This window comes from Methylobacterium sp. Leaf88 (genome assembly GCF_001422795.1).
GTDB lineage: Bacteria > Pseudomonadota > Alphaproteobacteria > Rhizobiales > Beijerinckiaceae > Methylobacterium.
Genome location: NZ_LMMK01000001.1, coordinates 45,685 through 65,517 on the forward strand (window position 1 = coordinate 45,685; position 19,833 = coordinate 65,517).

General features: G+C 64.7%; 15 protein-coding genes. 8 read left to right on the plus strand and 7 right to left on the minus strand.

Features of this window, described 5'->3' with window-relative positions:
• Positions 1–27: 27 nt before the first annotated feature.
• Entirely contained in the window at positions 28–4,665 is a 4,638-nt protein-coding gene (gltB, locus tag ASF20_RS00195) for a glutamate synthase large subunit (protein WP_244476283.1), read from the minus strand.
• Positions 4,666–5,365: 700 nt separating this feature from the next.
• Here gltB and ASF20_RS22980 point away from each other — a divergent pair.
• Positions 5,366–6,280, plus strand: coding sequence for a hypothetical protein (locus tag ASF20_RS22980; RefSeq protein WP_156647921.1), 915 nt, complete (start codon positions 5,366–5,368; stop codon positions 6,278–6,280).
• 70 nt (positions 6,281–6,350) lie between these two features.
• On the opposite strand, the gene ASF20_RS00205 is transcribed toward ASF20_RS22980, so the two are convergent.
• From ASF20_RS00205 to ASF20_RS00230, 6 genes are all read right to left on the minus strand, one after another.
• A complete protein-coding gene (locus ASF20_RS00205) occupies positions 6,351–6,641 on the minus strand; it encodes a formate dehydrogenase subunit delta (protein ID WP_056217336.1) in 291 nt (96 codons plus the stop codon).
• A 41-nt stretch (positions 6,642–6,682) separates the two neighbouring features.
• Positions 6,683–7,552 (minus strand): formate dehydrogenase accessory sulfurtransferase FdhD, encoded by an 870-nt coding sequence (gene fdhD / locus ASF20_RS00210; protein WP_056269555.1) that lies wholly within the window; start codon positions 7,550–7,552, stop codon positions 6,683–6,685.
• On the minus strand, positions 7,539–10,400 hold the full coding sequence (fdhF, locus tag ASF20_RS00215) for a formate dehydrogenase subunit alpha (protein WP_056269558.1): 2,862 nt from the start codon (positions 10,398–10,400) through the stop codon (positions 7,539–7,541). The genes fdhD and fdhF overlap by 14 nt, the downstream gene beginning before the upstream one ends.
• 13 nt (positions 10,401–10,413) lie before the next feature.
• Entirely contained in the window at positions 10,414–11,973 is a 1,560-nt protein-coding gene (locus tag ASF20_RS00220) for a formate dehydrogenase beta subunit (protein ID WP_056269561.1), read from the minus strand.
• Positions 11,970–12,443 (minus strand): formate dehydrogenase subunit gamma, encoded by a 474-nt coding sequence (locus ASF20_RS00225; RefSeq protein ID WP_056217326.1) that lies wholly within the window; start codon positions 12,441–12,443, stop codon positions 11,970–11,972. The genes ASF20_RS00220 and ASF20_RS00225 overlap by 4 nt, the downstream gene beginning before the upstream one ends.
• A gap of 167 nt (positions 12,444–12,610) precedes the next feature.
• The gene (locus tag ASF20_RS00230; protein WP_056217323.1) at positions 12,611–13,519 is read right to left on the minus strand and encodes a LysR family transcriptional regulator; all 909 of its coding nucleotides are present in this window, start codon (positions 13,517–13,519) and stop codon (positions 12,611–12,613) included.
• Positions 13,520–13,833: 314 nt separating this feature from the next.
• Here ASF20_RS00230 and coxB point away from each other — a divergent pair, with 314 nt between their 5' ends.
• From coxB to ASF20_RS00265, 7 genes are all read left to right on the plus strand, one after another.
• The gene (coxB, locus tag ASF20_RS00235) at positions 13,834–14,673 is read left to right on the plus strand and encodes a cytochrome c oxidase subunit II (protein WP_055954876.1); all 840 of its coding nucleotides are present in this window, start codon (positions 13,834–13,836) and stop codon (positions 14,671–14,673) included.
• Between the two features lie 89 nt (positions 14,674–14,762).
• The gene (gene ctaD, locus ASF20_RS00240) at positions 14,763–16,394 is read left to right on the plus strand and encodes a cytochrome c oxidase subunit I (protein WP_056269564.1); all 1,632 of its coding nucleotides are present in this window, start codon (positions 14,763–14,765) and stop codon (positions 16,392–16,394) included.
• A gap of 177 nt (positions 16,395–16,571) precedes the next feature.
• Positions 16,572–17,522, plus strand: a complete 951-nt coding sequence (locus ASF20_RS00245) for a heme o synthase (protein WP_056217316.1) — start codon at positions 16,572–16,574, stop codon at positions 17,520–17,522.
• Complete coding sequence (locus ASF20_RS24530; RefSeq protein ID WP_056269568.1) at positions 17,519–17,692, plus strand: hypothetical protein; 174 nt, start codon at positions 17,519–17,521, stop codon at positions 17,690–17,692. Before ASF20_RS00245 ends, ASF20_RS24530 begins: the two co-directional genes overlap by 4 nt.
• A 28-nt stretch (positions 17,693–17,720) precedes the next feature.
• Entirely contained in the window at positions 17,721–18,335 is a 615-nt protein-coding gene (locus ASF20_RS00255; protein WP_056269571.1) for a cytochrome c oxidase assembly protein, read from the plus strand.
• Positions 18,336–18,472: 137 nt separating this feature from the next.
• Positions 18,473–19,330 (plus strand): cytochrome c oxidase subunit 3, encoded by an 858-nt coding sequence (locus ASF20_RS00260; protein WP_056269574.1) that lies wholly within the window; start codon positions 18,473–18,475, stop codon positions 19,328–19,330.
• A 131-nt stretch (positions 19,331–19,461) separates the two neighbouring features.
• On the plus strand, positions 19,462–19,833 hold the full coding sequence (locus tag ASF20_RS00265; RefSeq protein ID WP_244472614.1) for a DUF983 domain-containing protein: 372 nt from the start codon (positions 19,462–19,464) through the stop codon (positions 19,831–19,833).

Sequence of the window (19,833 nt, forward strand, 5' to 3'; positions counted from 1 at the left end):
CTCGATAGAATTTCGGTCGCGCAGCGCCTACTCGGCCGCCACCGGCATCCGCGCCATTTCCATTTCGCGCAGGGCTCGCCGGTACTCCACCGGCATCACCTTGACGAACTTGGTGCGGTAGCCAGCCCAGTCATCAAGGATCGCCTTGGCACGCGGGGAGCCCGTGTACTTCAGGTGATTGGTGATGAGTTGAGACAGGCGTTCCTCGTCGTGCCCCGACATATCGGCCAGGATGTCGACACGGCCCTTCGTTTCCAGGTCGCCGTCCTGGTGGAATCGACGCATGAGGTCGTCCTCCTCCTCGACGGGTTCGAGATCGACCATGGACAGGTTACAACGGGCCGAGAACGAGCCGTCCTCGTCAAGGACGTAGGCAATGCCACCCGACATGCCCGCCGCGAAGTTGCGTCCGGTTTCGCCGATCGACACCACCACGCCGCCGGTCATGTACTCGCAGCCGTGGTCGCCCATGCCCTCGACCACAGCGATGGCGCCCGAATTGCGGACGGCGAAGCGCTCACCGGCCGAACCGCGAATGTAGGCCTCGCCCGCGATCGCCCCGTAAAGGACCGTGTTGCCGGCCATGATGGTGTGCGAGCCCGGCGCCCGCAGGGCGTCGGAGGGGCGGATGATCAGCTTGCCACCGGACAGGCCCTTGCCGACGTAGTCGTTGGCGTGGCCGGTGAGTACCAACGTGACACCCGCCGCGAGCCAGGCGCCGAAGCTCTGGCCGGCCGTTCCGGACAGCTCCAACCGGATGGTGTCGTCGGGCAGACCCTCGTGGCCGTACCGCTTGGCCACGACTCCTGAAAGCATGGCGCCGGCCGTACGATCCGAGTTTTTGATCTCCTCCCGCACCACTACAGGCTCGCCGCCGTCAAGGGCTGATTGCGCGCCGGCGATCAGGCGTCGGTCGAGCACCGTATCGATCGGATGCTTCTGCTTCTCCGTGTGCCGGATCGCGACGTGCTCGGGCACTTCCGGGCGGTGGAACAGCTTCGAGAAGTCGAGACCGCGCGCCTTCCAGTGATTGATCACCTCCAGCGTGTCGAGGAGGTCGGCCCGTCCGATCAGGTCCTCGATCTTGGTGAAGCCCATGGACGCCATCAACTCCCGCAGCTCCTCGGCCACGAAGAAGAAGTAGTTGATCACGTGTTCGGGCGTCCCCTTGAAGCGCTTGCGCAGAACGGGATCCTGCGTTGCCACGCCCACCGGGCAGGTGTTCAGGTGGCACTTGCGCATCATGATGCAGCCGGCCGCGATCAGCGGCGCGGTCGAGAAGCCGAACTGGTCGGCCCCGAGCAGGGCCGCGACCAACACGTCGCGGCCAGTGCGGATGCCACCGTCGGCCTGAAGGACGACGCGCCCGCGCAGGTGGCTCAGCACCAGGGTCTGCTGGGTCTCGGCCAGACCCGTTTCCCAGGGGCCACCCGCGTGCTTGATCGAGGTCAGCGGGGCCGCACCAGTGCCGCCGTCGAAGCCCGAGATCGTGATGTGATCGGCGCGCGCCTTGGCGACGCCAGTCGCGACTGTTCCGACGCCGACCTCGGAGACGAGCTTCACCGAGACGTCGGCCTCGGGATTCACGTTCTTCAGGTCGAAGATCAGCTGTGCCAGATCCTCGATCGAATAGATGTCGTGATGCGGAGGCGGCGAGATCAGGCCGACGCCGGGGGTGGCGTAGCGGACCTTGGCAATCTTGGCATCGACCTTGTGGCCGGGCAGCTGGCCGCCCTCGCCCGGCTTGGCACCCTGCGCAACCTTGATCTGCATCATGTCGGAATTGACGAGATATTCCGTCGTGACGCCGAAGCGCCCGGAAGCGACCTGCTTGATGGCCGAGCGGCGCGAGCGCCCGTCCGCCATCGGCTTGAAGCGCTCGACCTCCTCGCCGCCCTCGCCCGAATTCGAGCGACCGCCGAACGAGTTCACCGCGATTGCCAGTGTCTCATGCGCCTCCTTCGAGATCGAGCCGTAGGACATGGCGCCTGTCGCGAACCGCTTGACGATATCGGCCGCGGGCTCGACCTGATCGATGTCGACCGGCGCCCGGCCGATCTCGGCCGCCTGCTTGATGCGGAACAGCCCGCGGATCGTCTTGAGATGGTTCTCCTGCTCGTTCACCAGCCGCGCATATTCCCGGTAGCGCTCCGGCAGGCCGAGGCGCACGGCATGCTGCAGCGTCGCGACCGAATCGGGCGTCCAGGTGTGGCTCTCACCGCGCAGGCGATAGGCGTATTCACCACCGACATCGAGGGCGGTCCGATAGATCGGGGAGTCGCCGAAAGCATCGGCGTGACGCCGCGCGGTCTCCTGTGCGACCTCGGCCATACCGATGCCCTCGATCGTCGTCGCGGTTCCGAAGAAGTCCCGCTCGACGAAAGCGGAATTCAGACCGATCGCGTCGAAGATCTGGGCACCGCAATAGGACTGATAGGTCGAGATGCCCATTTTGGACATTACCTTGAGCAGGCCCTTATCGATCGACTTGATATAGCGGTAGACGATCTCGTCCGGCGTCAGGTCCGGCGGGAACTCGTCCTTCATCGCGATCAACGTCTCGAAGGCGAGATAGGGGTTGATTGCCTCGGCGCCGTAACCGGCGAGGCAAGCAAAGTGATGTACCTCGCGTGGCTCCCCCGACTCGACCACGAGGCCGACGGAAGTACGCAGTCCCTTGCGGATCAAGTAATTGTGCACGGCGGCAGTCGCGAGGAGTGCCGGAATCGCGATGCGATCCGGCCCGACGCCTCGGTCCGACAGGATGATGATGTTGTAGCCGCCGCGCACCGCGACCTCGGCCCGATCGCAAAGGCGATCGACCGCGCCCTCCATGGCCGCCGCACCGGTTTCGGCCGGGAAGGTCATGTCCAGGGTCTTGGTGTCGAACCGGTCCTCGAAATGGGAGATCGAGCGGATCTTCTCGAGGTCGCCGTTGGTCAGGATCGGCTGACGAACCTCAAGACGCTTCTTGCGGGAGGCGCCCTCCATGTCGAGCAGGTTCGGGCGCGGGCCGATGAACGAGACGAGGCTCATCACCGCTTCCTCGCGGATCGGGTCGATCGGCGGGTTCGTCACCTGCGCGAAGTTCTGCTTAAAATAGGAATAGAGCGACTTCGGCTTGTCGGACAGCGCAGAGAGCGGCGTATCGGTGCCCATGGAGCCGACGGCCTCCTGGCCGGTGACAGCCATGGGCGCCATGAGAAGCTTGAGGTCTTCCTGGCTGTAGCCGAAGGCCTGCTGGCGATCGAGAAGCGACACGTCCGAACGCGAGGCCCGCGGGATCACGGGCTTCAGGTCCTCAAGGACGATTTGGGTGTTCTTGACCCACTCGGCGTAGGGATGCGCGGCGGCGAGCTCGCTCTTGATCTCCTCATCGGAGACGATGCGGCCCTTCTCCAGGTCGATGAGCAGCATCCGCCCGGGCTGCAGGCGCCAGGATTCGACGATCTTCTCATCCGGGATCGGGAGCACGCCCATCTCGGACGCCAGCACCACGAGGCCGTCGTCGGTGACGAGGTAGCGCGCGGGTCGAAGTCCATTGCGATCGAGGGTCGCGCCGATCTGGCGGCCATCGGTGAAGCAGACGGCAGCCGGACCGTCCCACGGCTCCATCAGGGCGGCGTGATACTCGTAGAACGCACGGCGTTCCTCGCTCATCAGCGGATTGCCGGCCCAGGCTTCCGGGATGAGCATCATCATCGCGTGGGCCAGCGAATACCCACCCTGGACGAGGAATTCGAGGGCGTTGTCGAAGCACGCGGTGTCGGACTGGCCCTCATAGGAGATCGGCCAGAGCTTCGAGATGTCGTTGCCGAACAGCTCCGAATCGACGCTCGCCTGGCGCGCCGCCATCCAATTGACGTTGCCGCGCAGTGTGTTGATCTCGCCGTTATGGGCGACCATCCGGTAGGGGTGCGACAGGCGCCAAGTCGGAAAGGTGTTGGTGGCGAACCGCTGGTGCACCAGAGCGAGACCAGAAACGAAGCGCTCGTCCTGCAGGTCGCGATAGTATTCGCCGAGCTGATCAACCAGAACCATGCCCTTGTAGACGATGGTACGGGTCGAGAGGGACACGGGATAGTAGGTGCTCGCACGCTCGTCCTTCAGGCCATAGACCTTGTTCGAAATCACCTTGCGAGCGGTGAACAGTCGACGTTCGAAAGCGTTCTCGTCCGACACCGTGGCAGGACGGCCGATGAAGATCTGCCGGTGGCAGGGCTCTGTCTCCTTGACCGTCACGCCGAGGTCGCTCGGATCGACCGGCACATCGCGCCAGCCGAGGAAGGGCAGTCCCTCGTCGGCCAGGGCCTTCTCGACGATCTCCTCGACGAGGCGACGGGCCTCGGAATCCTTCGGCATGAAGAACTGGCCGACCCCGTAATGTCCGGGCTCGGGTAGGGTGATACCGAGTGCCTCGCACTCAGCCTTGAAGAATGCGTGCGGAATCTGAACCAGTATACCGCACCCGTCGCCCATCTTCGGATCGGCGCCTACGGCACCCCGATGATCAAGGTTCTTCAGGATTTGGAGTCCTTGCTGGACGATGGCATGCGTCCGCCGGTCGTGCATGTCGGCGACGAAGCCCACGCCGCAGGCGTCGCTCTCGCGAGCCGGGTCGTAAAGCCCCTGAACTTTCGGCAGAGCCCCGTCGCGCACGATCAGGGGCGCGGTTCCGTCGCGGGTGGCGGGAACCGACGCCTGCAGCGCCCCGAACTCAGAAGATGCGACCACGTCCACCATCTCTCGCCTCCGACCTGCCCGCAAGCGAGCATGTTTCATGCCCAGAGCCCGAGGGGCTTCCGGGTTTGTCTCTCGACAGCGTCGGCTCTGGGCGGGTTCTTCGGTCAGGAAGCGCCCGCAACTCGCGGGCTCGACGCCGGCTTGGTTTCAAGCCGTGCGGGCCCGGATCGCCGCGATGGCGACCGGCTTCGAATCTCGTTTGGTCGCCGGCAACGTCACCTGAGCGAGATCCTCACAGCCATCCGGACAGATACCCTGCCGGGAATGGGACAGCGTTACTGTCCTACCGGTGGAAAGTGACAGATTTTAACCGCTCCAGCAAGGGCGTGTCCGGTGGCTCACTGCGGTTTTCCGGCGCATGGTTCCCTCCCGCCGCGAGCTTTCTCGCCGCAGGCCCACGGGTGATCGGAACGAGCCAGATCCGTTGAAGCCGAACCCACGGTGGAAGCCTCGCAATCTCGCCCCATTCGGCCTGTTTACACGGCGTGCCGAGCACAAGCGGCGTGCGGGGATTGTCTCGAATCCCGGCGGACCTTGGAGCGGAGGACCTGCGACAACAGCAGGCCTCCGCACCGACATCTCTCTGGATCTCACAGCGATGTTTTCGTCTCGCAAGAAGCCCATGCGTGCATCCCCCTCATCCCGCGCCTTGTCGGCCGGCGTCTTGGCCGGTGTCATGACGCTTTCAGCCGCGCCTGCTGTCCAGGCGCAATACGCCTACGAGCCTGACCTCCTTCTACCGCCCCGTGCCGTCGTGTGGCGGCTGAATGACCGCGGATTCACCGACGTCACGCGTCCACGCTTCGATGGGCAGGCGTATATCGTCGAGGCATCGAATCCTTATGGTGATCGCCTCCGGCTCTTCGTCGATGCGCGCGACGGTCGAATCATTGGACGCCATCGGCTGGACATAGCGCCCGACGCACCTCCGCGGATCGTACGCCGTGCACCCGGCTATGGCTGGACCGAAGACGACGAGGCGATCCGTCAGCCGATCCGGCAAGCCGAAAGAATCATACCGCCGGCGGACATCCCCTTCCCGCAGGATCAGGCTCGACGTGCGCGCCCCGCTCCGGCGGGCCTTCCGGACCTTGCGAATCGATCGGAAACCGGATCGCGGACCGTTCCGCCGGCGCCGCCCGGACCTGCCGATCGGAATCCCATGGGCCTGAACCCCGATGCTCGCGGGGCAGACGCAAAGCCGAAGTCCGAGACACTTCGAAAAGTCGTCCACCTCACCCCAACGGTCAAAGCGGGTTCGCCTGTTGTCACACCCGGGGCGCCGAAGCTGTCCGATGTGCCCCCTGCCGGATCAAAGGCCAACGCTGCCCCCGCCGCCGTAACCGCCGCGGTCTCATCTCCGAAGGTCGATGGACCGGCCGCCGCCATGACGCCGGCCTCGGTGCAGCCGCCTCCGGTGCCGAAGCCGATGGCGCAGAACTGGAAGGACGTGCCGGCGGACGCCAAGCGACCGGTCCGGGTGATCGGTGGCGCGACGATCGTGCCAGGTACCAGGAAGGAACCGGAGAAGGACTGAAGTCAGCGCTGCAGGTAATGAGACGCGAAGGACCGCGTGGTCCTTCGGGTTTGACGATTTCGGAATTGGATCAGCCGGCGTCGCTGGCCCCTGCACCCTGCAAATGCGGGTCGCGGGTGGCGGCACGAACGGGGCTATCGGCAGCCGGGGTGTCCTGAAGGGCCCTGAGCGCGAGGGGATCGAGGCCACTGTCCGGATCGAGTCCAGAGGCCTCGAGGGCTCTGCGCATCTTCGGCGTCCAGAACGCCACGATGTGTTTGTGAATGCCGGCCACGGCCTCCTCGTCCGGATAGGACCGGAAGAAGGTGGCGATCTGATTGGCCATGCGGACCAGTTTTTCGTCGGACGTCAGGGCGCTCATCGGTACGAAAACTCTGTCGAGGGAACGGGAATCGCGTGGCGTCAGGGCTGCGCGGGCAAGTCGAGACGTTCGCGTCCAGCGAAGACCGTCAGGGTATCTGAGCGGGCGATGGCGCAGAGCGTCATACCGTGAAGACGCGCCCGGTCGATCGCCAGCGAAGTCGGGGCAGAGATTGCCACCAGCACCGTCGCGCCGAGGCTCGCCGCCTTCTCGACCATCTCGAAGGAGCAGCGGCTGGTGATGACGACGAATCCATCGGCCGGGTCGGTCTTGCGCTGGATCAAGGCGCCGATCAGCTTGTCGAGGCCGTTGTGCCGCCCGACATCCTCGCGCAGCGCCCCTAAGCTTCCATCGAGATTCGCCCAGGCCGCGGCATGGACCGCCCGCGTCTCGGCGTTCAACACTTGCGCGTCGCCCATGGCCATCAGAGCCCGCTGGATCGCCGCGATGGTGACCCGGCTGGCGCCGTGCAGAGGCGCGTCGGTCTTCGGCAGTGACGCGAGATCGTCGATTCCGCAGACGCCGCAGCCGGTACGCCCCGACATGGCGCGCTTACGCGAGAGGTGTTCCCGCAGGCGCCCCGGCACGAGATCGACGAGAAGGCGCATGCCGCCCGCCGTCGTATCCGCCTCGACCTGAACCGACCGGATCTCGTCGGCGGTGGCGATGATGCCCTCCGTCAAGCTGAACCCGTAGGCGAAGTCCACGAGATCTGCCGGCGTCGTCATCATCACGGCGTAAGGCACCGCGCCGTAGATCAGGTTGACCGGCATCTCGACCGCAAGGGGCCGGGTGCCGCTCCGTGGCTCCTGGTCATCGTAGGCGACGACCAGGGTCGGGACGCGCCGAGCGGTCTCGACCGCCGGATGATCCTCGTTCGCCGTCAGGCTGGTCTGGTCACTCGGCCGCATTCAACTGTGTCGCAATCCGGGTCAACGAGAAATCCTCCTCGAAGAACCGCGCCTGCCAGTCGGAGGGGCGGTTCGTTCGCCGGATCTGCACCGCCGTGACCTTGTACTCGGGGCAGTTGGTGGCCCAGTCCGAGTAGTCGGTGGTGATCACGTTGGCGCCGGTCTTGGCGTGGTGGAAGGTCGTATACACCACGCCGGGCTGCATGCGCTCGGACACGATGGCCTTCAGGGCAATGTCGCCGGAGCGACTTTCCAGCGCAACGAGGTCTCCGTCGACGATCCCGCGCACCTCCGCGTCGAAGGGGTGGATCTCGAGCACGTCTTCCTCGTGCCAGCGCGAGTTCTCCGTACGACGGGTCTGCGCGCCGACGTTGTACTGCGACAGGATGCGGCCCGTGGTCAGGATGAGCGGGAAGCGCGGGCCCGTACGCTCCTCGGTGGGCACGTACTCGGTGATCATGAACTTTCCGAGACCGCGCACGAAGCGGTCCACGTGCATCATCGGCGTGCCCTTCGGGGCGGCCTCGTTGCACGGCCACTGGATCGAGCCGAGTTCGTCGAGCTTGGCGAAGCTCACGCCGGAGAAACTTGGCGTCAGGGATGCGATCTCGTCCATGATCTCGCTGGGATGGCTGTAGTGCATGGGATAGCCGAGGGCGTTGGACAGCAGCATCGTGCCCTCCCAGTCGCCGACGCCGGAGAGCGGCGGCATCACCTTGCGCACGCGGGAGATGCGGCGCTCGGCATTGGTGAAGGTGCCGTCTTTCTCGAGGAAAGAAGCGCCGGGCAGGAAGACGTGAGCGTACTTCGCTGTCTCGTTGAGGAAGATGTCCTGGATGACGATGCATTCCATCGCCATCAGCCCGGCGGTCACGTGGTGCGTATCAGGATCCGATTGGGCGATGTCCTCGCCCTGGATGTACATGCCCTTGAAAGCACCATCGACGGCCTCGTCGAGCATATTGGTGATGCGCAGGCCCGGGTTCTGGTCCAACGACACGCCCCAGAGCGACTCGAAGGTCTCGCGGGTGGCGTCGTCGGAGACGTGGCGGTAGCCAGGCAACTCGTGCGGGAACGAGCCCATGTCGCAGGAGCCCTGGACGTTGTTCTGACCGCGCAGCGGGTTCACGCCAGCGCCCAGCATGCCAATGTTGCCGGTGACCATAGCGAGGTTGGCCATGCCCATGACCATGGTCGAGCCCTGGCTGTGCTCGGTAACACCGAGGCCGTAATAGATGCCGGCGGCACCGCCCTTGGCGTAGAGCCGTGCAGCGGCACGCAGCTCGGTCGGGTCGATGCCCGTGTAGGTCGCCTGCGCCTCGGGAGAATGGCGCTCGTCGGCAACGAAGCGCGCCCAGGCTTCGAAGTCGCCGAGGTCACAACGCTCGCGGACATAAGCTTCGTCGACGAGGCCTTCCGTGACGATGACATGCGCCATCGAATTGATGAAGGCGACGTTCGAACCCGGCTTCAACGGCAGATGATGGTCGGCCTGGATGTGGGGCGACTTCACGAGGTCGATCTTGCGCGGATCGGCGACGATGAGCTTCGCGCCTTCGCGCAGGCGCTTCTTCATGCGGGACGCGAAGACGGGGTGGCCATCCGTTGGGTTCGCGCCGATGACCAGGATCACGTCGGAATGCGCCACGGACGCGAAGTCCTGCGTGCCGGCCGAGGTGCCGAGCGTCGACATCAGCCCGTAGCCGGTCGGCGAGTGGCAGACGCGGGCGCAGGTGTCGACGTTGTTGTTGCCGAAGGCGGCGCGCACGAGCTTCTGGACTAGGTAAGCCTCTTCGTTGGTGCACCGGGACGACGTGATGCCGCCGACCGAATCCTTGCCATACTTGGCCTGGATGCGCTTGAATTCTGACGCGGCGCGGTCGATCGCGACCTCCCAGGAGACTTCCTGCCAGGGGTCCGTGATCTTGTCGCGGATCATCGGTTTGGTGATGCGGTCCTTGTGGGTGGCGTAGCCGTAAGCGAACCGGCCCTTCACGCAGGAATGGCCCTCATTCGCCTTGCCACCCTTGTAGGGCACCATGCGGACGATCCGGGTGCCTTGCATCTCGGCCTTGAACGAGCAGCCGACGCCACAATAGGCACAGGTGGTGATCGCCGAATGGTCCGGCTGACCGTGCTCGATGATCGACTTTTCCTGCAGGGTCGCGGTCGGGCAGGCCTGGACGCAGGCGCCGCACGACACGCACTCGGAGTTGAAGAAGTCGGTCGGGCCGGCAGCGACGCGGCTGTCGAACCCTCGACCGGAGATGGTCAGCGCGAAGGTCCCCTGCGTCTCCTCGCAGGCGCGGACGCAGCGATTGCAGACGATGCACTTCGACGGATCGTAGGTGAAGTACGGGTTCGACGCGTCCTTCGGCAGGTACTGCTCGGAGGTCGGCTTGACGTGATTGGCGCCGTCATAGCCGTAGCGTACGTCGCGCAGGCCCACCGCGCCCGCCATGTCCTGCAACTCGCAGTCGCCGTTGGCGGCGCAGGTCAGGCAGTCGAGGGGGTGATCGGAGATGTAGAGCTCCATCACGCCCTTGCGGAGCTTCGCGAGCTTGTCCGTCTGGGTCGAGACGACCATGCCGTTCTCGGCAGGCGTCGTGCAGGAAGCGGGCGTGCCGCGACGTCCCTCGATCTCAACGAGGCAGAGACGGCAGGAACCGAAAGCCTCCAGCGAGTCTGTGGCGCAGAGCTTGGGGATCTGCGTGCCGGCATGCATGGCGGCGGCCATCACCGACGTGCCCGCGGGCACCGTCACGTTCATGCCGTCGATGGTAAGCGTGACCGTCTGCTCGTTCACGCGGATCGGGGTGCCGTAGTCGATCTCTTTGATGAGGGCCATGGATCGCGCCTCCTTATTCAGCTGCGACGGACATCGGTCCGCGCTGCTGGAAATCTTCGGGGAAGTGGGTGATGGCGCTCATGACGGGCATCGGCGTCAGACCGCCCATGGCGCACAGCGAACCGTCGGTCATCACGTCGCAGAGGTCGGCGACCACGGCGAGATTTTCGGTCGGCCGGATCCCGGCGATGACCTTGTCCATGGTCTCGACGCCGCGGGTTGCGCCAATGCGACAGGGTGTGCACTTGCCACAGGATTCCACGGCGCAGAACTCGAACGCGAAGCGCGCCTGCTTGGCCATGTCGACGGTGTCGTCGAAGACGACGATACCGCCGTGGCCGACGAGACCCTTGTTGGCCGCCATCGCTTCGTAATCGAGCGGCGTGTCGAGGAGGTGGTCGGGGAAGTAGGCGCCCAGAGGGCCACCCACCTGGACCGCGCGAACCGGACGCCCGCTCTGCGTGCCGCCGCCAAAATCCTCGATGATCTCGCGCAATGTGATGCCGAAGGCGTACTCGATCAGTCCGCCGTGCTTGATGTTGCCGGCGAGCTGGATCGCGAGGGTACCGAGCGAGCGATCCATGCCGTACTCGGCATAGGCCTTGGCGCCATGCTGTAGGATGTAGGGCACGGCCGTGAAGGTCATCACGTTATTGACGAGCGTCGGCTGGCCGAGAAAGCCCTTCAGGGCCGGAATCGGCGGCTTGGCGCGCACGATGCCGCGGCGGCCCTCCAGGCTCTCGAGCAGGGACGTTTCCTCGCCGCAGATGTAGGCGCCGGCGCCGAGGCGAACTTCCAGATGAAAGGCCTTGCCGGAGTTCAGTACGTTCTCGCCGAGGACGCCGGCCCTGATGCCGTTGGCGATCGCCTCCTTGAGGGTCGCGAAGGCCTGAGGATACTCGGAGCGCAGGTAAATGTAGCCGCGGGTTGCATCCGTGGCGAGACCCGCGATGGTCATACCCTCGATAAGGTTGAAGGGGTCGCCCTCCATCATCATGCGATCGGCGAAGGTTCCAGAATCCCCCTCATCGGCATTGCAAATTACGTATTTCTGCTCTGCCTGAGCGAGCATCACCGTGTTCCACTTAATCCCGGCAGGGAACCCGGCGCCACCGCGGCCACGAAGACCGGATTCACGCACTTCCGCGACGATGCCGGCCGCGTCGAGCTTCAAGGCAGCTTCGAGGCCCCGGTAGCCGCCATGCGCTCGGTAATCCTCGACCGAGACCGGATCGACCACGCCGCAGCGTTGAAAGGTGAGCCGATGCTGACGCGCGAGATAGGGGATCTCCTCCGGTCGCCCGAGGCGGAGGGGATGGGCACCGCCCTCGACGAGGCCCGCATCGAGGAGGCTGTCGATGTCGGCAGGTGTCACCGGTCCATAAGCGATACGGCCCCCCGGCGTTGCGACCTCGATCATCGGCTCGAGCCACAAGAGGCCCCGGGACCCGGTGCGGACGATCGTGATGTCGAGGCCACGGCGCTCAGCGCCGGCGAACAGCGCGCGGGCCACGCGATTGGCGCCGAGCCCGAGGGCCACGGCATCGCGCGGAACGGTGATCGTGATGCTCACGATGTCATCTCCGTCAGGGCGGCTTCGAGGGAATCGGCGGTGAGCCGGGCCAAAGGCTCGTCGTCCACGAGGGCTCCGGGACCGTTTGCGCAGAGACCGAGGCAGTAGACAGGCTCGACCGTGACCTGGCCGTCGGCGGTCGTCCCGTGCCAGTCGACCCCGAAACGCGACAGAATCTGGGCGTGCAGCGCGTCCGAGCCCATGGCCTGACAGGCCTCGGCGCGGCAGAGTTTCACCTGGTGGCGCCCCACCGGCGCGCGCCGGAAATCGTGATAGAAGGTGATGCATCCATGCACCTCGGCACGCGATAGGTTCAGCGCGTCGGCAATCAGCGGCACAGCACCTTCGTCGACGTAGCCAAAGGTCTCCTGCAGCGCATGGAGGATCGGGAGCGTCGCCCCCTCCAGGTGGATATGTTCGGCGATGATCCTGGCGGCCCGCGGCTCGTTCCAGGGTTCGTTCGGCACCATTATTCCTACCCGGACTGAGATTGTTCTCGTTCCAAGGTGGTATATCGCCAACCCCCGATCAATCGCACTGATCGGTGGATCGACAACGGATTTTTGTCGGAAACGAATTCTGCGACGCGAAAAGGCATCGCAACCCCGGTCCCTCATGCCGAGTCGTCAAGCTTTTCTCACAGCGCGTCGATCATTTGGGTAATGGACGAAGCAACGGCCCGCGCTTCCACGATCAGCCCCGCGCAGAGGGGCGTCATCGGTTCGCGTTCCGGCACCACGAGACCGACAACGTGGCTGAGATCCGGATCGATGATCGGCACGGCTCTGACGCGGTCATTCAGACGGAACGTGTCGGCGAGAACCGCCGGCATGATGCTCGCCCATTTGGCTGTGCGAACGTGGGTCAGGAGAACGATCATCGAGTTGGACTCGAGAAGCGGTGCGGATTCCGTTCCCGCGTTGAGAAGCTGCCGGTCGATGATCCGCCGGTTCTGCATATCCGGGGTCAACAGACACAGAGGCAGGCTCGCCACCTCGTCCCACGTCACCGATTCCCGTTCGCCGAACACCCCGTCGATCGCGGTCAGCAGGCGGTAGCGCTCCCGATAGAGCGGCACGGCGGTCAAACGGCCGAGGGGCTCGTTCTCGAGATAGGTGATGCCGGCATCGATCTCGAGATCGGCGATCAGGCGCCCGATTTCCCCGGAGGTCGTCGATTGAACAGAGAAGCGGACGTTCGGGTGGCGCGCCCGGAACGGCGTCGTGAGCGCGGCGACGATCGGAGTCGCCGTCGGGATTGCCGCGAGTCGAAGCGTTCCCGAAAGACCGCGCCTCAGACTTGCAACCTCCTCTCGCATCGCCCGCGCATCCCCGACGATGCGCCGCGCCCATTCGAGAACGCGCTCGCCTTCCGGAGTGAACCCTTGGAAACGCGAGCCCCGTTGCACGAGAAGCACACCGAGCCGTTCTTCCAACTGCTTCACGCCGGCCGAGAGGGTCTGCTGAGAGACGTTGCAGACCTGGGCAGCCCGGCCGAAGTGACGCTCGCGGGCGAGAGCCAGGATGAATTCCAGTCGATCGATCACGCGCGACCCCACAGCCGGCCTCGAAGCCGGGCGACGCTTCCTCACCTGGCATGATGAATACCGGAGGACACGTTACCGAGGCTGCGACATTTCGATAGACGGTGAACAGCCTGAGTCGAGACCTTCGAGCGGTCTGATGCGACGCTGTTGCGGTTGCGCGCCTCCCGCCCTTGTGGTCTGACACGCCAATCGGCCCGACGTGGGTTCTTACCCGCAAACGGCCCGCGATCCGCGAAATGCACTTGCGATTTAGAACAAACCCAGCAAGACGCGCGGCATCGACGATCACAATCACGGGGAGCCACGAGAGGCACATGCGGACGACGCAGGCGCAACACCGGTCATCATGGGGGCTTGCCGCGCTTGGCGCGTTCCTCGTTTCTTCGTCATCGGCTCTCGCGGCCGGCATCGGCCAGCCCGTGCCGTGGCAGATGGACCGTCAGGTCGCCGTCACCGAGAACGCCCGGGATATCCACTCGTTCGAGCACGGCATGCATTGGCTGTCGTTCGGCATCTCGCTGTTCGTGCTCGGCCTGATCCTCTATTGCGTCTTCCGCTTCAGCGAGAAGGCAAACCCGACGCCTTCAAAGACCACGCACAACACCATGATCGAGGTGGCCTGGACTATCGTCCCGGTGCTGATCCTGGTCGCCGTCGCGATCCCGTCGTTCCGCCTGCTGCGCACGCAGCTCTCCGATCCCAAGGCCGACGTCCTCGTGAAGGTCATCGGCCATGCGTGGTACTGGTCCTACGAGTACCCGGCTGTGGAAAACGGGGGCGGCTTCACCTTCGATGCCAACCTCGACGAGGACAAGCAGCCCAAGCTGCTGGGCACCGACAACGACATGGTCGTACCGGTGAACAAGATCGTGAAGATCCAGGTCACCGCCGCCGACGTGATGCACTCCTGGGCGATGCCGTCCTTCGGCTTCAAGATCGACGCCGTTCCGGGCCGCCTGAACCAGTTCTGGTTCAAGGCGGAGCGTGAGGGCACCTACCACGGCCAGTGCTCCGAGCTCTGCGGCGCCCGACATGCCTATATGCCGATCACGGTTCAGGTCGTGAGCGAGGAGGCCTACGCCAAGTGGCTCGCCGAGGGTAAGACCAAGTTCGCCCGCATCGACGACCCGTCGAAGTTCGCCGACGCCCGGTAGGGGCGCGGATCCCGGACCCGGGCCCTCGAGCGGCGCCCGGATCCACCCATCGAGATGATCACGAGAAACCTGGACTAAGGTCTGCATCCATGGCGAACGCCGCTGCACATACGGGGCATCACGACGCCCACGACCACCACATGCCCTCCTTCTTCTCCCGCTGGTTCCTGTCCACGAACCATAAGGACATCGGCACCCTCTACCTGTTGTTCGCATTCTGCGCGGGCATCATGGGTGCGTTCCTGTCCTTCGGCATCCGCATGGAGATGGAAGAGCCCGGCCTCCAGTACTTCGCCAATCCCGGCACCTACAACGTGTTCGTGACCGGCCACGGCCTCATCATGGTGTTCTTCATGGTGATGCCCGCCCTGATCGGCGGCTTCGGCAACTGGTTCGTGCCCCTCATGATCGGCGCGCCCGACATGGCGTTCCCGCGCATGAACAATGTCTCGTTCTGGCTGACGGTCGCGGGCTTCCTCAGCCTCGTCTGTTCGCTGTTCGTGGAAGGCGCCCCCGGCTCCTCTGGCGCCGGCACCGGCTGGACCGTCTACCCGCCCCTGTCGAGCTCCGGCCACCCGGGACCGGCCGTGGATTTCGCGATCTTCGCCCTTCACCTTTCCGGCGCCGGCTCGATCCTCGGCGCAATCAACTTCATCACCACCATCCTGAACATGCGCGCGCCGGGCATGACCCTGCACAAGATGCCACTGTTCGCCTGGTCGATGCTCGTGACCGCGTTCCTACTCCTCCTGTCGCTGCCGGTGCTCGCCGGTGCGATCACGATGCTCCTTACCGACCGCAACTTCGGCACGACCTTCTTCGACCCGGCCGGCGGCGGCGATCCGGTGCTCTACCAGCACCTGTTCTGGTTCTTCGGTCACCCCGAAGTCTACATCATGATCCTGCCGGCCTTCGGCATCGTCTCGCACATCATCTCAACCTTCTCGCGCAAGCCCGTCTTCGGCTACCTTGCCATGGCCTACGCCATGGTTGCCATCGGCGTCGTCGGCTTCGTCGTGTGGGCGCACCACATGTACACCGTCGGCCTGTCGCTTCAGACGCAGTCCTACTTCGTCTTCGCTACGATGGTCATCGCGGTGCCCACGGGGGTGAAAATCTTCTCCTGGATCGCGACGATGTGGGGTGGTTCGATCCGCTTCACCGCTGCCATGCACTGGGCGGTCGGCTTCATCTTCCTGTTCACGGTCGGCGGCGTCACCGGCGTCGTCCTCGCGAACTCAGCGGTCGATAAGTACCTGCACGACACCTACTACGTCGTGGCGCACTTCCACTACGTGCTCTCGCTCGGTGCGGTGTTCATCATCTTCGCCGGCGTCTACTACTGGTTCCCGAAGATGACCGGTCACATCATCCCCGAATGGGCCGGCAAGCTGCACTTCTGGCTCGCCTTCATCGGGGCGAACGTCCTGTTCTTCCCGATGCACTTCCTCGGCCTCGCCGGCATGCCGCGCCGCTACGCCGACTACCCGGAGGCCTTCGCAGGCTGGCACAAGGTCTCCACCTGGGGTGGACACATCTTCGCCCTCGGCATGGTGGTGTTCTTCATCGGCGTCGTCCTGGCCTTCCGCTCCAGCCGGCGCGCCGCAGATAATCCGTGGGGTGAGGGTGCGACGACACTGGAGTGGACCCTGTCCTCTCCTCCGCCCTTCCATCAGTTCGAGACCCTGCCCCGGATCATCGACGAGCCGGGCCACCACTGAAGCTGCTTTAAGCTTCGAGGATTGCGAGGACCGCGCGAGCGGTCCTCGCTCTTTCCAGGAGGCCCCGGTCAAGCTCTCGGAGTTCACTCTGCGTGTTTGCCCGAGGCCTCCCGCAAAGGGCGGCGCCGCGCGGCGCGATCCGAAGCCCCACCAAACACAAAACCGTATCGGGACCCCATGACGAGCCTGTCGAACAGCCTATCCGCTGGCGCCGAGCCGCAAGTTCTGTCGCCGGTCGGCGGCGAGGTGTCGGACTTCTTCGCCCTGCTGAAGCCGCGGGTGATGGTGCTGGTCATCTTCACCGCCCTAGTCGGCATGCTGGTCTCGAACGTCCATATCCAACCGGTCGTCGGCTCCATCTCGCTACTGATGATCGCCGTAGGCGCAGGCGCCTCAGGCTGCCTGAACATGTGGTGGGATGCCGACATCGACGCCGTGATGACCCGGACCGCCAAGCGTCCGATCCCGGATGGTCGTATCCGCCCGGATGAGGCGCTGGCCTTCGGCATCGTCCTGTCGGTGGGCTCGGTGCTTGTCCTTGGCCTTGCCTCCAACTGGCTGGCCGCCGGACTCCTCGCCTTCACGATCGTCTTCTACGCCGTCGTCTATTCGATGTGGCTCAAGCGCGCGACGCCGCAGAACATCGTCATCGGCGGCGCCGCCGGCGCCCTCCCCCCGATGGTCGGCCAGGCGGCCGTCACCGGAACCGTCGGCGTCGAGTCGTTGGTGTTGTTCATGATCATCTTCATCTGGACGCCCCCGCATTTCTGGGCCCTGGCCCTCATCAAGTCCGCCGACTATGCCAAGGCGGGCATCCCGATGATGCCGAACGTTGCCGGGCCGGATTCAACTCGTCGCCAGATCATCGCCTACTCGATCCTACTTTTCCCCCTGGGCCTCGCGCCCGTCGCCCTTGGTTTCGGTGGGTGGCTCTACGCGGTCACTGCGTTGCTGGGCGGTCTCGGGATGCTGGCCTTCAGCGTCCACGTGTTTCGCAATCGTGAGGGCGAGCCGGAGCGCAAGGCGGCGATGGGCATGTTCGGGTTCTCGATTCTGCACCTCTTCCTGATGTTTGCGGCCTTGCTCGCCGAGCAGAGCCTCGGCCTTTTCCGCGCGGTGAACCTGTGAGCGATCGCCCCGGCCCACCGGGGACGCCCCGCCCGCTGACGCCCGAGGAGTCGCATCGCCGGCGCAAGCGCTCCATCGCCATCGCGGCGGTCCTGTTCGCCCTGGTGACCATCTTTTACGTGCTCACGATCGCGAAGCTCGGGCCGCAGGTCCTCAACCGTCCGATCTGATCGCGCCGGACAACGGAGTACCCTTCTGATGGTCGACCCCAGACATGCGCCACCGCGTGGAACCGGCCGCAAGGCCGGCGTGACGGCCTTGGCCTGCGCAGGCCTCGCCTTCGGGATGATCGGCCTCGCCTTCGCGTCGGTGCCGCTCTACGACATGTTCTGCAAGGCGACCGGCTACGACGGGACGCCGCGTACGGGCCGGGCCCCGACCGCTGCGGCGATCGACGACAGCATGGTGGTCCACTTCGACACCAATGTGTCGTCGACCCTGCCCTGGCGCTTCCAGGCCGAGTCGCCGAAGGTTGAGGCCCGGCTCGGCGAGACCAAGACCGTCTTTTTCCGCGTGAAGAACACCGGCAGCACGCCTTCCACCGGCATAGCGACCTTCAACGTTCAGCCGGGTCTGATGGGCAGCTTTTTTGTCAAGGTGCAGTGCTTCTGCTTCAACGAGCAGACCCTGCAGCCAGGCGAGACGATGGATTTCCCGGTGGTGTTCTACATCGACCCCGAGGTCCGCAAGGACTCGAACACCGCACATCTGTCGGAGATGACGCTCTCCTATACCTACTTCGCTTCGAAGAACGGGCAGCCCACGGCCGCGCTTGCGACAACGGGCGGCACGGGGACGAAGTCGAATTTTTGACGGCGCAAGCGTGACAACAGCGCGCGACCCTGGGTAAGGGTTTGCCACAACAATCCGGGGCAACCCGGTCAGGACGATGCATTCAGTGGATCGAGGGCCGGTGACGGTCCGGAGGTCGGGGGTAGGAGAAGAGTTCAATGGCCGAGGCGCACGCCAAAAATCACGACTTCCACATTCTGGCCCCGAGTCCCTGGCCGCTGATCGGCGCGTTCTCGGGCTTCCTGATGGCATTCGGCGCCGTGTTCTGGATGAAGAGCCTTCAGATTGGCACCCTGACCCCGGGCCCCTACATCTTCGGCGCAGGAACGCTCGGCGTTCTCTACACCATGTTTGCCTGGTGGAAGGACGTCGTGCACGAGGCCAACACGGGCGATCACACCCGTGTCGTGCAACTGCACCACCGCTACGGTATGATCATGTTCATCGCCTCCGAGGTGATGTTCTTCGTCGCGTGGTTCTGGGCCTATTTCGAAGCGGCGCTCTACACCGCCGATCCGATCCAGGCCTCGCGCGTCGACTTCACGGGCGGCACCTGGCCGCCGAAGGGCATCGAGGCGTTCGACCCGTGGCATCTGCCCCTTCTCAATACCCTGATCCTGCTCACCTCCGGTACGACGATCACCTGGGCGCACCACGCATTGCTGCATGATGATCGGAAGGGCCTGAAGTACGGCCTCTGGCTGACGATCATCCTGGGCGTTCTGTTCTCCGCTTGCCAAGCCTACGAGTACGCACACGCCCATTTCGGCTTCTCCGGCAGCATTTACTCGTCAACCTTCTTCATGGCGACGGGCTTCCACGGCTTCCACGTCATCATCGGCACGATCTTCCTCGCGATCTGCCTCTACCGCGTCTATCTCGGTCAGTTCACCACCCGACAGCATCTCGGCTTCGAATTCGCTGCCTGGTACTGGCACTTCGTCGACGTGGTCTGGCTGTTCCTGTTCGCCTCGATCTACGTCTGGGGCGCCGGCGTCGGTCACGCGGCTCATTGAGCCCGGCTTGCACCGCATGCCAGTGTTGAAGAGGGCGGCGCGAGCCGCCCTTTTTCATGCTCGTGCCTGAAGCGCGCACCTTCCATGCCCATCTGGATTGATACGGCGCAGCGCCGTACGAGGAGTTCTCCATCTTGGACGCATCGCGGCCGAAGCCTTCCCCCGTCTCCGCCGGCTTGCGCGGCCGTTGTCCCCGTTGTGGCGAGGGGCATATGTTCGACGGATTCCTCACATTCCGCCCCTCCTGCGAGGTCTGCGACCTCGACTACGGCAGTTTCAATTCCGGAGACGGCCCTGCTTTCTTCGTCATGTCGATCGTCGGCATCATCGTCGTCGGGCTGGCTCTCTGGATGGAGATCACCTACGAGCCGCCGATCTGGGTTCACGCCCTGGTGGCCGGCACCCTGTCGATTGGCCTCAGCCTTCTCCTGGTGCGGCCGCTGAAGGGCGTCCTCGCGGCCCTGCAATTCACCAATAAGGCCGAGCAAGGACGCTTCCGTTAA

Excerpts from the sequence above, each read along its gene's own strand:
- ASF20_RS22980 (WP_156647921.1), top strand. The coding sequence starts at position 5,366 with ATGCGTGCATCCCCCTCATCCCGCGCCTTGTCGGCCGGCGTCTTGGCC.
- ASF20_RS00205 (WP_056217336.1), bottom strand. The coding sequence starts at position 6,641 with ATGAGCGCCCTGACGTCCGACGAAAAACTGGTCCGCATGGCCAATCAG.
- fdhD (WP_056269555.1), bottom strand. The coding sequence starts at position 7,552 with ATGCGGCCGAGTGACCAGACCAGCCTGACGGCGAACGAGGATCATCCG.
- fdhF (WP_056269558.1), bottom strand. The coding sequence starts at position 10,400 with ATGGCCCTCATCAAAGAGATCGACTACGGCACCCCGATCCGCGTGAAC.
- ASF20_RS00225 (WP_056217326.1), bottom strand. The coding sequence starts at position 12,443 with ATGGTGCCGAACGAACCCTGGAACGAGCCGCGGGCCGCCAGGATCATC.
- coxB (WP_055954876.1), top strand. The coding sequence starts at position 13,834 with ATGCGGACGACGCAGGCGCAACACCGGTCATCATGGGGGCTTGCCGCG.
- ctaD (WP_056269564.1), top strand. The coding sequence starts at position 14,763 with ATGGCGAACGCCGCTGCACATACGGGGCATCACGACGCCCACGACCAC.
- ASF20_RS00245 (WP_056217316.1), top strand. The coding sequence starts at position 16,572 with ATGACGAGCCTGTCGAACAGCCTATCCGCTGGCGCCGAGCCGCAAGTT.
- ASF20_RS00255 (WP_056269571.1), top strand. The coding sequence starts at position 17,721 with ATGGTCGACCCCAGACATGCGCCACCGCGTGGAACCGGCCGCAAGGCC.
- ASF20_RS00260 (WP_056269574.1), top strand. The coding sequence starts at position 18,473 with ATGGCCGAGGCGCACGCCAAAAATCACGACTTCCACATTCTGGCCCCG.